The sequence below is a fragment of the Ferruginibacter sp. genome, assembly GCF_028288465.1.
In the GTDB taxonomy this organism is placed as follows: domain Bacteria; phylum Bacteroidota; class Bacteroidia; order Chitinophagales; family Chitinophagaceae; genus Ferruginibacter.
This window is the reverse complement of sequence record NZ_JAQBNR010000032.1, coordinates 64,513-80,248: the sequence shown is the minus strand read 5'-3', so window position 1 is coordinate 80,248 and position 15,736 is coordinate 64,513. Positions and strand designations below refer to the sequence as shown.

General features: G+C 41.1%; 12 protein-coding genes. 8 read left to right on the top strand and 4 right to left on the bottom strand.

Annotated features, from left to right (window positions below; all coding sequences use genetic code 11):
* Nucleotides 1-156 precede the first annotated feature (156 nt).
* Together JWR61_RS14415 and JWR61_RS14410 are read right to left on the bottom strand one after the other, a co-directional pair.
* Nucleotides 157-873 (bottom strand): hypothetical protein, encoded by a 717-nt coding sequence (locus JWR61_RS14415; RefSeq protein WP_301928470.1) that lies wholly within the window; start codon nt 871-873, stop codon nt 157-159.
* Nucleotides 874-880: 7 nt separating this feature from the next.
* Entirely contained in the window at nt 881-1,363 is a 483-nt protein-coding gene (locus JWR61_RS14410) for a low affinity iron permease family protein (RefSeq protein ID WP_301928469.1), read from the bottom strand.
* 1,039 nt (nt 1,364-2,402) lie between these two features.
* Between JWR61_RS14410 and JWR61_RS14405 the strand changes: the two genes are divergently transcribed.
* From JWR61_RS14405 to JWR61_RS14395, 3 genes are all read left to right on the top strand, one after another.
* A complete protein-coding gene (locus JWR61_RS14405) occupies nt 2,403-5,297 on the top strand; it encodes a T9SS type A sorting domain-containing protein (RefSeq protein ID WP_301928468.1) in 2,895 nt (964 codons plus the stop codon).
* A 1,185-nt stretch (nt 5,298-6,482) separates the two neighbouring features.
* Nucleotides 6,483-7,142, top strand: a complete 660-nt coding sequence (locus JWR61_RS14400; protein ID WP_301928467.1) for an FkbM family methyltransferase — start codon at nt 6,483-6,485, stop codon at nt 7,140-7,142.
* Between the two features lie 439 nt (nt 7,143-7,581).
* Complete coding sequence (locus JWR61_RS14395) at nt 7,582-8,049, top strand: hypothetical protein (protein ID WP_301928466.1); 468 nt, start codon at nt 7,582-7,584, stop codon at nt 8,047-8,049.
* A gap of 292 nt (nt 8,050-8,341) precedes the next feature.
* On the opposite strand, the gene JWR61_RS14390 is transcribed toward JWR61_RS14395, so the two are convergent.
* On the bottom strand, nt 8,342-9,820 hold the full coding sequence (locus JWR61_RS14390; RefSeq protein WP_301928465.1) for a zinc-dependent metalloprotease: 1,479 nt from the start codon (nt 9,818-9,820) through the stop codon (nt 8,342-8,344).
* 500 nt (nt 9,821-10,320) lie between these two features.
* Here JWR61_RS14390 and JWR61_RS14385 point away from each other — a divergent pair, with 500 nt between their 5' ends.
* The 3 genes from JWR61_RS14385 to JWR61_RS14375 all read left to right on the top strand — a co-directional run bounded on the left by JWR61_RS14385 (nt 10,321) and on the right by JWR61_RS14375 (nt 12,159).
* Complete coding sequence (locus JWR61_RS14385; protein ID WP_301928464.1) at nt 10,321-10,485, top strand: hypothetical protein; 165 nt, start codon at nt 10,321-10,323, stop codon at nt 10,483-10,485.
* A 98-nt stretch (nt 10,486-10,583) separates the two neighbouring features.
* Nucleotides 10,584-10,979 (top strand): CBS domain-containing protein, encoded by a 396-nt coding sequence (locus tag JWR61_RS14380; protein WP_301928463.1) that lies wholly within the window; start codon nt 10,584-10,586, stop codon nt 10,977-10,979.
* 415 nt (nt 10,980-11,394) lie between these two features.
* Nucleotides 11,395-12,159 carry a hypothetical protein gene (locus JWR61_RS14375; protein ID WP_301928462.1) on the top strand — a complete coding sequence of 255 codons (765 nt, stop codon included), beginning with the start codon at nt 11,395-11,397 and terminating at the stop codon, nt 12,157-12,159.
* 300 nt (nt 12,160-12,459) lie between these two features.
* On the opposite strand, the gene JWR61_RS14370 is transcribed toward JWR61_RS14375, so the two are convergent.
* Nucleotides 12,460-13,227 (bottom strand): LuxR C-terminal-related transcriptional regulator, encoded by a 768-nt coding sequence (locus tag JWR61_RS14370; protein WP_301928461.1) that lies wholly within the window; start codon nt 13,225-13,227, stop codon nt 12,460-12,462.
* A gap of 419 nt (nt 13,228-13,646) precedes the next feature.
* Between JWR61_RS14370 and JWR61_RS14365 the strand changes: the two genes are divergently transcribed.
* Together JWR61_RS14365 and JWR61_RS14360 are read left to right on the top strand one after the other, a co-directional pair.
* A complete protein-coding gene (locus tag JWR61_RS14365) occupies nt 13,647-13,853 on the top strand; it encodes a hypothetical protein (RefSeq protein ID WP_301928460.1) in 207 nt (68 codons plus the stop codon).
* A 63-nt stretch (nt 13,854-13,916) separates the two neighbouring features.
* Nucleotides 13,917-15,302, top strand: a complete 1,386-nt coding sequence (locus JWR61_RS14360; RefSeq protein ID WP_301928459.1) for a vanadium-dependent haloperoxidase — start codon at nt 13,917-13,919, stop codon at nt 15,300-15,302.
* Nucleotides 15,303-15,736: the final 434 nt, after the last annotated feature.

The window sequence follows — 15,736 nt, the reverse complement described above, 5'->3', positions numbered from 1 at the left end:
GCAGCCTGTTTTTTTGCCGGGGCATCAGGTGCTGAAGCTTATGCTGGTTGTATGTTCTAAGTATTTTGTGGAGTAATACCACCCGGTCGCATGAGTGCGAATCTTTTTGGTAGAAGACCTGATCCAACAAAAAAAAGACTAATTCAGCAGGATGGATTAATTGATGTTAAGCCCAATACTGATGCCCAGCCAGGGTTTGCCATTATTGATCCAAACCTGTTTGTTTCTGTCAGTTAAAAAATCAAAGCCATAAGTTAACCCGAAGTTGATTTTATTGATACCAAACTCGGCTGCCAGACCAGTGGTTACTACAGCTGCATCGTATTGATAATTGATACGGTTTAGCGTAACATATTCATCCATCCTGGCTGTTCCAAGCCCTGCAAATCCCCCTACGCTGAAGCCATAATGAGCAATGTCCCGTTTTGATAAATTCAGCGGATTTTCCTTATAGGATAGTTTGTACACATCTGTTCTGTACCCGGTAAACAGGGCGCCATTAAATCCCGTGGTGAGCTGGTTTGGAAATTGCCTTACCGCACGCCGGTATTTAAATAAAATGGTAAACACATCCAGGTCAAAAGTTTCAGTTCTGAAAGAAACCGCCTTAAAGGATGTTGCCTTTTCAACGGGCGGAAAAAAAATAGTAATCGTACCTACGGTATCTATTTTTTTTGTTCCGGGGTGGGCAGGATAAACTTTGATAGAATCACTGGCAGCTACCACATAATATTTAACTGGCTTTTTTGATTGAATTTTGCTTTTATAATACCCATCAATAAAGTTGTACTTGGATGAATTATTTAAAACTTCACAGCTGGTAAACAACATCAAGGCGCTTGCAAAAAACAATAAACGGTAGATGAAACGCATGTTGTTGTTATTTATCCAGTGCTGTTTGAATGTTTGACTCGATTTCTTTTTTTATTTCATGCATGTGCGCTGCTTCATCAATGGAATGAGATTTTTGAAGCGTCTCTTCTTTTTCAGTAGCGGCTTTCAGCTTCATATAATATTTCTGAATCACTTTAAGTTCTTCTTCCGTCATATTTTCTACATCCACCAACCTGTTACTGGCAAACTCATGGGCGGCCACCAATTCATTCAATTTTAACTGTACTGCCAGCGACTCTTTGTTCTGTGATTTCTGAATTAAGAATACCATCAGGAAAGTAATAATGGTTGTGCCGGTATTAATCACCATCTGCCAGGTTTCAGAGTAGTGAAAAACCGGACCAAATGCTGCCCATATAATTATAGAAGCAAACGCCAGCAAAATAGCAGGCGTGCTGCCTGTGGCCTTTGTAACTTTTGACGAAAATTTTTCAAAAAAATTTTCATTGGTTGTTGTTTTCTTTTTCATGACAAGGGGTTTTTAGTTTGTTATGTTAAGTATTTTAAAGTTGTTTTAAATATGTGCAATACCAGGTAATACAATTAATCAGAGTATTTAAAATCGTTTCCGGACTATCACGAAATTGGAATCGGGTAACAGCATAACAACAAATCGGGCGTAACTTACATCATGGGTTTACAGATACGCTGGTGTAGAGTTACAGCCTGGTGATGCAATAGTCAATCCAGATATAGCGGACATATATTTCAGCTGTTTAATCTCACTTTTCTAAAAGACCAAGTCAAGTTTTCCTCATTACTGTTTATTTTTTTTCACACCATTGTTGATTTGCTTTAGATTTAAATGAACAAGCCGTATCAGGTGCGATGTAAATGCTGTATTATAAATCGCAAAGAAAAGTGGAGCCTTTCCCGACAGGCCTGCAGGTACTGTAACTCAGGCCAGTTGAAGTCTAATGTAATCGTGCGAAGCCCTCTTTTGGGAAGTTTTTATTGAAGGCGCAGAGCGAAAGAAATGTACCCGGCGCTAACATGCTGGCAAGGCTCCAGGCTGATGCCGGTTGTTGTTTAAAATAATTTGTTGAGCCACAAAGATTGGGAAGTTTTTTATTCGATGTCAGGAGCGAAAAAAGAATTGGCATTTGTGTTCGACAAGCAATGTACTATGCTTACGCCATTGAAAGATCCAAATAAATTTCACTTCTTACAATAAATAAACGTACATGAAAAATGAATTGACGTTGTTGGCATATCTCACGGGTATGATTGCAGCAGTGTAAAACTGTGGCCAGTAAATGGGACGGATTGCTGTGATTGAAATCCTTTTGTTAGTCGCAGTTTTTATGTTATGAATTGCAGTTACGCTCAAAGTTATATTTGAAATAATGATTAAGTTTAAATATGTTTGCAATTGCTTACCCGATCATTTTTTTCGATACCTACGATACCCGCCAAAGAAACATTCCGATAATTTTTGAGCTCCACTTTATTCACCATGTATCATCCTGGTAAGTATACTTTCATATTTGTACCATTAAACAATTTAAATGAAAAAAAATGTACTCTCCGTAGCGCTAGTCGCATGTTTATCTATTGGCTATGCTCAGACCGGGCAGCTCGACCTTTCTTTTGGAGAAAATGGAATTGTAAGAACCAATTTGGGCGCTCCGGCAAATTTTAATTATGCAAGCCAACAGGTATTGTACGGGGCTGACGGCAGTTATTATCTTATACTGGAAACAGAAGACCAGGTTGCGATTAATAAAAGACATGCCGACGGATCAACTGATATAAGTTATGGCAGAAACGGTGTTGCTGTTTCCCTTGTGATGACAGGTCCGCATGCAGTATTGCAGCCCGATGGAAAAATTGTAGTGGCAGGCTCCACGCACAATATCAATACCGGGTATGTAGCGGTTGTTGCGGCAGGTCCATTTGAAATTGCCCGCTTCAATACCGATGGCAGTTTAGACAATACTTTTAATACGACCGGCATTCAATTCTCCTATTTTCAATACAAGAATATTGCTACCGGCGTTGCACTGCAAAGTGACGGAAAAATTGTTGTAACCGGAGATGGTATCGTTAGCAACGGCTCTAACCAGGTAATCCTGGTTGCCCGGTATAATACTGACGGAAGCCAGGACGGAAGCTTTGGCGCTGGCGGCATTGTTTCGTATGGCTTCAGGGTAAATGCCAATTGTGTTACCGTACAAAGCAACGGAAAAATATTGGTAGGCGGATCTGTCTTGCTGAGGTATAATGCTGATGGAACACCGGACAATTCTTTAAATGGCAACGGCCAGGAAAACATCGCTGGAATTAATGAAATCGCTGTTCAGGCGGATGGTAAAATAGTACTTCGGCTCGACGGAGGTTTTTCGCTGGCACGCATCAATGCCAACGGAGGACTGGATAACACCTTCGACGCGGACGGAATGGTAACCACAGGTTTTGGAGGTATTAATGACCAGGCGTACTCCCTTGCTATTCAAACTGACGGCAAAATCATATTGGCGGGTAAAACAGCCGACAATACCAACAGCAGCTTCGCCATTGCCCGTTATAACACAAATGGAAGTCCTGACAATTCCTTTTCCGGCGATGGAAGACAGGTGGCTGCACCAGGTGCTTACAGCTTTGCAAAATCACTGGCCATCCAGGCTGATGGAAAATTATTTGCCCTCGGCATTAATGCAGAAGGTGCTCTCATCCATATTGCAACTGCACGTTTTAATGGCGCTGACGGCAGTCTTGATAACAGCTATAATACAACAGGCATACTGATTGACAACCTTGACCAGGGTGCTACCTTTTACGCGGGTTCCGCTGTACAGCCGGATGGAAAAATTCTCGCTGCAGGATATTCCCTGAATGGACTGAATGTTGATTTTGCACTCACCCGTTATAACACGGACGGAAGCCTGGACAATTCTTTTTCGGGTGACGGTAAATTATTAACAGACTTTGGAGGAACTGACGACCGGGCCAGGGCAATAGCTATCCAGGCGGATGGTAAAATTGTATTGGCAGGTATTTCCGCTGGCCGGCTTGCTATCGCAAGGTACAATTCCAATGGCAGCCCTGACGTAACGTTTGATGGAGATGGGCTGGTAACTGGTACAGCTGGTAACGCCGATTCCATTACTTCGGTTGCCATTCAAAGCGATGGAAAAATTATGGTCGCCGGAACGGGTATTTACCGTTACAATACGAACGGATCACCAGACATCAGTTTTGGTACCAACGGAAAAATAAACACGCCATTTGTTTGTGACGATCTTAAAATACAGGGCGATAGTAAAATACTTGTGTTGGGTAAAAACACCTATTCATCTATAGCAAGGTACAATACCGATGGTTCTCCTGATATTAGTTTTGCTTCAACGGGTGTACGTGTTTTTGAGTATTATTCTGGCAATCCTGCAATTTATTTCAGGTCAATTGCACTGCAGAACGATGGGAAAATCATCACTGGGGGGTACTACATAAATGATCAAAAACAGGGCATAGATGCAAGGTTTGTTTTTTTACGCATCAATATGGATGGAACCAATGATAACACATTTAATGGCGGGCAACCCCAATACAGCATCATCAGCGGCAAATACGGAACATCAGTTGTCATTCAAAATGACAGCAAAATAATTATAGGTGGTTATTATGTAAACGGCAATAATGAGAATTTTTCTATTACAAGGTACAATACAGACGGAAGCCCTGACAATACTTTTGGTGGCGGTGGCGGCAATGTGGAAACCGTTGTAAGTGCCGCCAATGACAGAATAGCTAAATTGGTAATCTCGGGTAATGCTTTATTTGCAGCAGGCTTTGGACAGTACCCCGGTAATTTCGGTGTTGTTGCAAAGTTTTTGCTTGGTCCGGAAAGTGGCCCATTGCCTGTTAAGGTTACGGAGTTTACTGCTACACTGCAAAAAAACAACACTGTACTACTGCAATGGCAAACAGCAAGCGAGCAGAACCTGCAGGGGTTTTCTATCGAACGCGGTACTGCCACCAGCGATTTTACTGCAATTGGTTATGCAGTTGCAAAAGGCAATACAAATACTGTAACCAATTATGTTAGTACTGACCAACAGCCAATACCGGGTCTCAACTTTTACAGGCTTAAAATGATGAACAGTAACGGAGAATTTAGTTACAGTAAAATAGTGTCAGCAGATATCAAAAATGAACTTTTCAGCATGAGGTTATCCCCCAATCCTGCAAAGAACATATTGTTTGTTAAGATAACTGCATTGACTGAAAGCGCCACTTTACAAATTATTGATGCCAACGGAGCTGCGTTAAAAGAAGCGTTGGTTTCTGCGGGCAACACGGCTGCTGTGTCTTTCGATATTAATAGTCTTTCAACAGGAATTTACAATCTTAGAATGTTTACAAAAACAAGAATGGAAGTTGTAAGATTTATTAAAGAATAAAGTAAGGGAAAAGTAACACCGGATAGAGGTGGTAACTAATGGGAGTGCTGGACACCATCAGATAGGCAGACCGAATAATTTCAAACTGACAATTCTTTACACCAGAGATAGTAGCTATCCCGGTGTAAAGAATTTTTTTTTAGGGTGTGCAGAAATTCTCCCGTACCCTGGTTCACCGCCTCGCAGTCGATGGACAAATACTTAACCACAGTCAGGCATGCAGTATCCCGTGGATAACTTGTCAGTCATCAGCCAGTTTCCGTCGATAAATACTTTGCTATTGTTGATTCACGGCTGTATCGTCATTAAAATTTAACCATTCTAAAAAAGCGGTTGCTGGTATTATTGTACAACAACCGAAGTGCTGCGCCTGGCACCAGTTAAGCATGTAGTCAATTCGGGTATAATAAAAAGGGAGCTGAACAACACTTCTTCCCGGCAAACTGTGTAACCGCGGCCTTACAGATCTTAACGTTAATTGCTGTTGAATTGCAGTTTAATGTACCTGTAAAGACAGCTGTGCCGGTGGTTATTTTCATTTTAATGTGTCACCGCTAAAGAAAATTATGGTTTAATATCATTGCATTTTTAAATATTAATATGTATGTTGGTTACGGTTATTTAATTACGCACTTAAAACTTACAATGAAAATAAATCAACAATATCTACCCTCTCCGGAATTTCATTTACAAAGTAAATGCTTAAAAAAGGGAGAATAAATTGTTTGAAGGTATTTTTCTTGCTGACGTCATCGATGGTTTCGAAAGCAAAATGTGCTATCTGGACGAAAGTCCTGACGTCTCACTCTATCCCACTTGAAAAATTCTGTTCATTATGAAAAGCCGTTTGTGTTACTGGCCATAAGCAAGGCGCAACCTTGTACTGTTCAAACATTTTATCAAGCCCTGTTTCATAGAACGGGCAATAATAATCTTTGGACAAGGCCCTGGTTAGAAAATCTTGCAGCCCAACTGAAAATTTCTAAAAAAATTAAGAAAAAATTGTTATCCCATGACTTTTAAAAGAACAATCACGATATGAAAAGACAAATAAAAGCACTGCTATCGCACAAAAGACCGTTTCGCTTCCTGGCCGGTTACCTCCTTTGGAAAACCGGTGTATGCAAAGTCTTCGTTATTAATTACCATGGGGCTCTTTTTCGGTTTAACAGGTCCCTCGTTTCAATGCAGCTATTTATAGATAAACGCTATATAGATGAAGACTGCAACTTTCTTCATCAAAATCTTAAAGAAGAAGAAACCTTTGTGGATCTTGGTGCCAACATCGGAACATGGTCATTAATGGCTTGCCAGATTGTTGGGCCGAAAGGAAAAGTCATTGGATTTGAACCTCACCCCTTAACCTATAAATTTTATTCAGAAAACATCCAACTAAATAAATTTGAAAAAATTGCAACAGCATATAACGTCGCCCTGGGTGATACAACAGGCATGGTCAAGTTTTCAAGTATTTTTGACGACATGAACAAGGTTGTGACTGATGACTCCAATTCCATTTCAGTGTCTCAGAATTTATTGGATGATTTTACCGCTGATTTAAAATCCATAGACCTGATGAAAATTGATATTGAAGGCTATGAATTAATGGCTTTAAAAGGAGCAAAAGAAACCCTGCTAAAGACCAATAAAGTTTATTTTGAATCTTCAGAAATATTGCAAAAACCATTCAATTATACTGCAGGCGATTTAATTCAGTTTTTTAATAACCATCATTTCCAGGTTTTTAACCCAGCTGATTTGAGCAAACCACTTGACGAAAATTATCAATCGGCTGAACATGAAAATCTGCTTGCTATCCGATCCTCGCCTGTGAATCATTCCTGATATTTATTAAATTACACCAGCTGAATTACTGCTTTAAACCGTATTACTGCAACAAGTGTTGCGGGTTGTTTATGGGTGCTATCCAAAGCAATACTTCTCCTGTTTCCATGCAAGACTTTCTTTTGCAGCATTTGGGTTGTAATCCTGTCTGCAATTCAATTAAACTTATTAAGAGCTCATACAAACCGTGGCAGGCAATTATTGCAGACGAATTGATTCTTGAGTCCACGAGCCACTACAGCGACACAGAACATGTTTGTAAAATTAAATGACAGGACTATAAATAAAACTACCATCAAATTAAAAATAATACCGCCAGGTATAACTTATGAAGTGATCCAATAAAAAGCAAAAAAAATTAAATAGCCGGTTACATTTCTTAACGCTGCATTTACCAATAAGTGTAACAACAGTGTTTAACCTTTAAAAAATGAATTGAATGAAAAAGACATTCGCAATACTGGCGGCATTTACCTTGCTTTTTTTAACCTCCTGCAAAAAGGCAGATGTAACCTCAACCACAACCGAAGCAATTACAGTCATTCCTCAAAGCGCTGTTCCGGCAGTCGTGGTAACAGCCTTTACAGCCAGGTTTTCCGGTGCATCAGAACTGGAGTGGCATAAAAGCGGCAGCTTGTTCCATGTAGAGTTTAACCACAACAGCCAGCGCCATTCGGCAAGCTTTGACGATAGCGGCCATGAAAATGAAGACCATATTACCAGCCTTAGCGGCGCTGTACCTGCTACTGTATTGGCAGCTTTCAGAACCAGGAATGCCAACGACAGTGTGTATGAGTGGAAATTGACCACAGATGGTAACTGGAAAGCGCATTTTAACCGCAATGGCGTAAAATGGGAAACTACTTTCAGCAACACAGGTACATTTATTTCCGAAGAACACGCCTGATAGCTGCATATGGCTCGGGGGCTGTACCAACTATGCTGCAGATTGAGATATCAACCACGGCAATGGCTATTGGTAAAGCTCAATCGCAGCTGGGAGGTTTTGCCTGGAGACCCGGAGCAGAAGGAATTTTCTCACCCCAATAATTAAAAAGGACCCGGGTTTAACTTTGAAAATACCGGTGTGTTGAGGGCTGCCAATACTGTTGAGCGTTTGGCTTTAATTGTACGCTTTAAAGGGAACTATTTTTAGAAAGTGGATGTGCAACGCTCCTACTCTATGCCGGCAACATCTTTCAGAAAAATTTTACAGCACCTTTTATTGCCCGGATCAACTCTCGTCCTTTGCTTGTTGTAAATTCCAGCAAATATATGCCCGCCGGCCTGCTTACCATTGAATACTGTACAATGGACGAAGGTGTGAAGATTTTTGTTTCCAGCAATTTTCCATCAACGGCAAATAACCTGATGGCACTGATCGTGCTACTTTCTGATGGTGTCCATGCAGTAATCTTGTTGTAAAAGGGATTGGGATAGATGCTTACAAAATGTTGCCGATCTGTTGATATTTTTATGGTGTTACTGACAGATTTTACCGGAACATGGCATGCAAGATCAGTGGCTTCAATCATGCAAACAATTTCATCTCCATGCAGCAGGTTAGTGGTGCTGTATACCCGGCTGGTTGAAACCTCATAGTTGTTTTTTAACCAATGATACTGTACAGCAGCACTACCGGTTACCGTGGGCGTAAATGTCACCAGCTGGTTCTTCTCAATAACATTATCAGCATCGTCTGCTACTATTCTTATCACGGGAGCTACAGGAGGCGGCCATTCAGTATTGGCTGTTAACAGCGAAGTCCGGTACGCATGCAAAGCATTGAGCATACGGTCCCGTTGCATGGGCGTAAATAAATGGCGGCATTCATTATACGACATGTGATTATACACTGCATTGCTTCCGTAGGGCGCAGCTGTACAAGGGTTAACAGCTGAAGGATCGCAGACGTTGGTTTGCAATACAGGCGGAATATCGCATATCATGTCGCCATCAACAGAGCAATCAGTATTTGAAGAGCAGGTTGTTCCATCAGCACCCTGGAAAGTGTGAAACAGGTCAAAGGCATGGCCCACTTCATGCACAACAGAATGCCAGGCAGCATTATAACTTAAAACCACGCCATCAAAAACTGTATGAAAGCCTGTTGGATAGAAGGCATAGCCACCAACGTTTTGATCGGAAAACTGGTATACAATCCAAATGTTCAGGTATTTTGTATTGTCCCAGAAACTTTTGGCTGCAAGCGCTTCCTGCGAAATTCCACCAGCAGCATTGCCCATGTGTACGCCGTGTAAAACATACTCTTTATCCCCGGATGCATCTACCCTGATTATTCCTTTGGTCGGCCGGCAGTCAGGATCAGTTTGCGCCAGCATAAAATACAATCCTATATTCGTTCCACCGGGTGTTGGTTGATTAAAGGACTGGTTGAGGTTTTCCATCATATTTGCAATAGAAGAATCCGAAATATCGCCAAAAGCTCCAAAAGTGTTTACCAGGTAGATCACGTGAACAACGACAGGTATCGTGTCAGGTATTGTTGCAGGTCTGTAGCTGTTACGCAATGCCGGCCTCTTGGTTTGCATTTGGCCCAGGTACGCAGCGTTATGTTTCAGCAGCCAGGTATGCTGATCATCTGTACCGCAAGTATACTGAGCATAACAGTAAACTTCCGGCAAAACCAGTATTAACAGCAGCGCCCAATTTTTCATTGACAAACTTTAATAAATAAATTTAGGCATTTTGAAGATTTTATACACCAGGACAACCCGCTATAACGCTATATTTTCATCGATAGTTCGGATGTATTTAACATGCCGTTGTTGGCGTATTTTACCCGATAAAAGGTACTGTTAATACCTGTTTTATATATGCTGCAGCTCACGCTGGTTGTTAGTTTAAAATAGTTTGCGCAGCGGCATCGCCCGGGAGGTAATTATTGGAGGCATGGAGCGGAAGAGAATTTTTGACCGTTGCCCCTTCGCGGAAACGTTTGGTTTAATCAGCATCTTTATCTTTCGTACAAACAATAAAATTTTAATCACACTTTTAGCTTCGGTTGTTGACTACCGGAAACAAATAACCTTCTATCACAAAGCCGGTGCGTTGCCTGCCCCCTATCCTCCCGGTTAATAAATTTTGAATCCTGGTATTTTGATTATTAATAAAGCTTAACACCATGCCTATAATCAGCAGCGTTCAAATAAGGATAATGATTATCGTTGTTCTGTTTCTTTTTAGTGCCGCAAATTCTTATTCGCAACAACTACTTCCCTCAGATTCGCTTAGCTTGTTACTTACTTTAAAGGAAAACGAAATGTTTGCCATCATTACAAGTAGCAACACGGACGCAGAGACGTTGCCTGCAATATTTTAAAGCAGGAGACGCAGGAGGGAAGAAAAATATTTTGTATTGTTTGATAAAAAAAATAGCGCTAACTTAACAGAGCAATGTAGTTTTTAAAACCTCGTAATATGAGCATTGTAAGAAATATCCTGCAAAAAAAAGGCAATGCAGTACATAGCATAAGCGCCGGCAGTTCTGTGTATGATGCACTGGAAGAGCTGGAAGAAAAAAATATCGGATCTTTAGTTGTAATAGAAAACGGGAAACTGGCCGGTTTATTCACAGAACGTGACTATGCCCGCAAAGTAGTTCTGAAGGGGCGTTCCTCGAAAGAAACGCTCGTAAGGGATATCATGTCAAGCAACCCCTTATTTGTACATCCAGACAACACACTTGATGAATGCATGCAACTGATGACTGATAAATTTACCCGCCATCTGCCTGTGTTGGAAAACGATGAATTGATAGGTGTTATCTCTATTGGTGATATTGTAAAATATACCATCTACGATAAGGATTTATAATAGGAAATCTTGAGCATTACATTACGGGCCGTAAATCTTAAGCTTTCTTCCAGGACGAATTGCTTCACGCCAAAACTTACTGCCCCAATATGCTTGCTGAGTGCCGGTTTGGGTCTTGTTGGCTATATTAAGGACGTGCCGGCTAAAGTCAGGCGAATCAAAAACATTCACAACTGAAATTACTTACCAACAACTGCGATCCCGGCAAACATACGCGTATCCCATTCCGCATTGGTTGGCAAATCATCTTTTGCAAGTTGTTCGTTTAAGTTATTTGCACGGCAACACCGTCCGGAAATTTTGGTCGAAAATCCCTGTTGCACAAATATTCCTGGTATATATTTGAAAAGTAATCAACCATTCAACCCGCTTTTAAACGCCGATAAATAAACCGTCCTTAAACCTGTAAATCAGTATGAAAAAAATTCTTACCGCCGTATTCTTTTTTGCCACCTTATTGTTGCTGAACGCCTGTAAAAAAGACAGTAGTTCTACCACTTCAGCCGCAGCCGACAGAGTTAAGACCTATACCATCGATGTAAACCAGCCCGGTGTTTTTCATGAAACGGTGACTTGCAACGTCTCGTACGATGACAATAACCGTATCGCTGGCTTAACCTCCACTACATCCGCCGCTGACCGCTTTGTTTTCTCCTACCCTTCAGCCAATAAATTTTCCATGGATATTTTTGGTTCAAATGTGATCACTTTGCATGAAGATTCCTATATCAACGGCAGCGGACTGCTGGACAGCACTTTTCAATATAACGACACACAGGATACCAGTACAGAAAAGTACATTTATAACACCGCTAACCAGCTTGTCACTTTTAAGGAATACTATTATTCTGCCGTTACCGGATCAGAATTAAACAATATTACCACGAGTACTTACAATGCTGACGGAGATCTGGTATCAGAAACCGATACCGACAATAACAGGAACGACTATGAATATTATACGGACCAGAGTTATGTTTCGCCGCTCATCACCGGGCTGCCCAGTCCTGACGCTGGTAAAAAACATCACCTGGTAAAAAAGCAGACAGTCAGCTTCAACGGTACAGCAAGCGGCAGCGTTGATTATACCTACACTTTTGATAGCAGCAACCGAATTAGCACGCAAAAGTTAACCGGAAGTGACGGCAGTATTGCGATTACAACCTACACCTATTTTTAGATTCTGGTAACGTACCGGGTTGACGTAAAAAAGTTGGTTTAAAAACCCCGTCGTGGTTAGTGTGTCGCACGAACTATGAAGGGGTTATTTATTCATTACAAAAAAAGCAGGTACTGTGCCCTTATAAGCCTGCGGGTACTGCCCCTGGTGCTGGTTGTTAGTTTAAACTATATGTGTAGCAACCCGCCTGGAAGGCTTTTGGGCGAGGACTCCAGGCGGAAATATGCTTACTTCAGTTATCGTAATGCTTTACCCATTTGTTTACCGGCATATCCAACTTCAACCAGCCTGCAAGTAAATTTATATCCAGCCGTAACGGATGGCCTTGCCGATCAATTCGCTGGTATTGGTAAGTTTATTTTTCCGTAACATATTTTTTCGGTGGGTATCTACTGTTTGCTTACTGATGTTTAAAATATCACCGATTTCCTTGCTCAACTTCCCTTCAATCAACAGGTGCAATACTTCTTTTTCCCGCATTGTTAATTCATCCGTTCTTTCAATAAACTTATTTTGCAGGCCTACGTCAACGAAAGAAGGTTCACCATCAAGGCCAATAAACGAAAGCGTGGGTTTACCATCCTGCTTTAAATAAGTGATGTCTGTATGCACGCCAAGCGTTCTAAGTATCCCTCCGTTTTCGTCGTGTTCAAGCATCAGGCCCTGGTAAAGAATGCGGGCATAGGTACCGTCCTTTTTCCGGTAGCGCACATCGTACCTTACTTTATATTTTTTTAATTTTTCCACCGGAACAGTAGAAAAAAAATTAACCAGTTTTTCACCCAGCGACAAAAACCACGTAAAATCGTTGGGATGCAGCCTGGAGTTCATAAATCCCACATCAAACTCGGATGAATCAAAGCCCATAACGGATTTAATTTCTTTGCTGACATACTCAAATGATAAAGTATTGTGGTTAAGAATAAAGTAATAAGATTCTCCAACGAGCGAAAAATTCCAGAGTTTTTTATAAAGATCAGCTTCCAGTTGCAGCCGCTCCGGAACGGTGTCATTTGCGAACCATTTGAACATTTTATTGAATTCCCGGTTGAATTGCTCATGTTGCATGGCTGGTATTTTGGCGGTATAGTTAGATCGGTTTTTTACAAAATACAAATTTTTCAACTTCAGGGAAAGTAATTTGGGAGGTAAAATACTGCAGGGCTTTAGTTTTCATCATTTTTTAGCATTGGCTTAAAAAGCATTGAGATCTGACATACCTATAAATCGGTATTTACATGTGCTGCCCGGCACCCTATTTTTATATGAATTTCTAAAATACCGGTTTATTTTTTGCTTCCCCCATAGCCTGCAAGATTATTTTTATTTGATCTTCTTTGTTCCAACATCTATTGATACAGCTCCATTTTGCAATTGAGCAGGCGGTTTCAAAAACGCTTTATGTACTCCTGATTTTTAATTGATGGCTTGCATTTTATCTGCAGGCAATTGTCTGTTACCCGTTGTGTCAATCAAAAAAACAAACAATGAAAGCAACAATTTTACAATTCGCATTTTTTACGGTTTTATTCGCCGGGAGTAAAAAAATGTTACCCGTTATCATACTTACCAGCATGGGCTTTAAAACAGGAGCGATGGCCGCATTGCAACGGATTGGTACAAACTGCAACTGTTTATTTTACCGGAACAAAATATCAGCATGCCTGCAAAAAAGCAACAAAACCTGGTGGTGAAAATTAATTTTCACTCATTCAATACATCACCGGCTTTTTTTTAACTACTATAAATCTATCATTATGCACACAACCAAACAAGTTTTAAAATGGAAACGTTTCATATTGTTGACGTTTAGCACTTGTATTCTTTTTTCCTGTCAAAAAAACATTGATAAAGAAGCTAAACCTGGCAACGAACAGCTGGCTCAACTTAAAGATGCAGTTGAGGGCAGTGGGCATTTAAAACAAACAAAAACATTTGCTTCCGATGCTGTTGTCAGTTGGATCAACCTGCAACTTCAAATGCTAAAAGTGCCGCTGCCAGCTGGTACAGCAGGCCAGGCCACAGACAGATGCGAGGCATACTGTGGTATTGCACTTTACGAAGCCGTGGTTCCCGGCATGCCTGCTTACCAAACTTTGTCAGGCCAGTTAACCGATTTTCCGGCCATGCCTTCTGCAGAGCCGGGCAAAGCTTATCATTGGGCAGCGAGCGCTAATGCTGCCCTTGCCGAAATGAACCGGAGACTTTTTCCGGCAACTGCTGATGCAAATAAAACTGCAATGACTAATCTTGAAAACGCATGGCAGGCAACTTATGCAGGCGAAACGGATGCGGCAACATTGCAGCGCTCTATTGCATTTGGAAAAGAAGTAGCCATAAGGGTTTTCAAATGGGCTGCTACCGATGGCTCGGCCAATGTTAATCCGCCTTATGTTCCACCGGTTGGGCTGGGTCTTTGGGTACCCACTGCAGCAACCCCACCCGTAGGCGCTTATAACTATCAACTAAGAAAACTGGTACCAGGAGTTGCGAATGGTACTGAACTGGCTCCCCCACCACCCTTTTCCACCACTCCCGGTTCACCTTTCTGGAACATGGTAAAGGAAGTGTATGATGCGACACTTAGTCTGACAGCCAATCAAAAAGCGATGGCCGATTACTTTAAAGATGTACCTGGTTATACACCTGGTGGTACTTATATTGCGCTCCTCTCCCAGGCTTTAGACCTTGCAAAGCCAACACTTGATATGGCAGCGCTCACTTGTGTAAAAGTTGGATTGGCAGGGCATGAGGCAGGCATTATACTCTTTACCAATAAATACATTTTCAACCAGATTCGTCCTGTTACTTATATCCGTGCTTATATTGATCCCAATTGGTCAACCTATATTCCTACACCCAATCATCCTGAATTTCCTTCCGGCCATTCCACAACAGGTGGCGCCATACTTGCTATGATGAGTAAAATTTTTGGTGAAAATTTTCACTTCACGCTGCATACGTACGATTATCTTAATTATCCTTCCCGCAGTTATACCAGTTTTACCCAGCTGAGTAATGAAATATCCGACAGCCGGTTTTATGGTGGTCTGCATTACCGGGCAACACTTGAAAAAAGTACCGAACAGGGTAAAAAAGTTGCTGAGAATATTTTAAATACAATCAAATTTTTGAAAGAATAAAACCCAATGGCCCTGACTGAAAGGTTGGGGCCTTTTTATTGGTCGTTGATGGAAACTAAGCCGTTGCTGGTATTGTTGACCAACAATGGCCGGCGTGATAGCCGACTATTTTAAAGACGGAATAGCTAAAGGCAAGCGAATCAAAAACATTTACTACTACTTGAAATACCTCTACTAACAAGAGCATAAATGTTAATTGTTTTCAATTCTCCGGTTTAGATATTGGTCTGCTTTATGAAATACAAATGTTATTAACCCTTGAAAGCAACCGCCCAACACGCAAAGAATAAAAGAACGTAGCAGGACTCTTGACAGGGTTTGATTTTCGGAAAATTTTTGAGTCACGTTTGTCATTTTATTATAGAGACTTCCTGATATTATCTGTCCGTCAAACACTGTATACTTTAATAAAACAGAACATAAAAGAATTGTAA

Coding starts and splice junctions, on each gene's coding strand:
- JWR61_RS14390 (WP_301928465.1), bottom strand. CDS start 9,820: ATGAAAAATTGGGCGCTGCTGTTAATACTGGTTTTGCCGGAAGTTTAC.
- JWR61_RS14370 (WP_301928461.1), bottom strand. CDS start 13,227: ATGCAACATGAGCAATTCAACCGGGAATTCAATAAAATGTTCAAATGG.
- JWR61_RS14365 (WP_301928460.1), top strand. CDS start 13,647: ATGAAAGCAACAATTTTACAATTCGCATTTTTTACGGTTTTATTCGCC.
- JWR61_RS14380 (WP_301928463.1), top strand. CDS start 10,584: ATGAGCATTGTAAGAAATATCCTGCAAAAAAAAGGCAATGCAGTACAT.
- JWR61_RS14410 (WP_301928469.1), bottom strand. CDS start 1,363: ATGAAAAAGAAAACAACAACCAATGAAAATTTTTTTGAAAAATTTTCG.
- JWR61_RS14360 (WP_301928459.1), top strand. CDS start 13,917: ATGCACACAACCAAACAAGTTTTAAAATGGAAACGTTTCATATTGTTG.
- JWR61_RS14375 (WP_301928462.1), top strand. CDS start 11,395: ATGAAAAAAATTCTTACCGCCGTATTCTTTTTTGCCACCTTATTGTTG.
- JWR61_RS14400 (WP_301928467.1), top strand. CDS start 6,483: ATGCAGCTATTTATAGATAAACGCTATATAGATGAAGACTGCAACTTT.
- JWR61_RS14385 (WP_301928464.1), top strand. CDS start 10,321: ATGATTATCGTTGTTCTGTTTCTTTTTAGTGCCGCAAATTCTTATTCG.
- JWR61_RS14405 (WP_301928468.1), top strand. CDS start 2,403: ATGAAAAAAAATGTACTCTCCGTAGCGCTAGTCGCATGTTTATCTATT.
- JWR61_RS14395 (WP_301928466.1), top strand. CDS start 7,582: ATGAAAAAGACATTCGCAATACTGGCGGCATTTACCTTGCTTTTTTTA.
- JWR61_RS14415 (WP_301928470.1), bottom strand. CDS start 873: ATGCGTTTCATCTACCGTTTATTGTTTTTTGCAAGCGCCTTGATGTTG.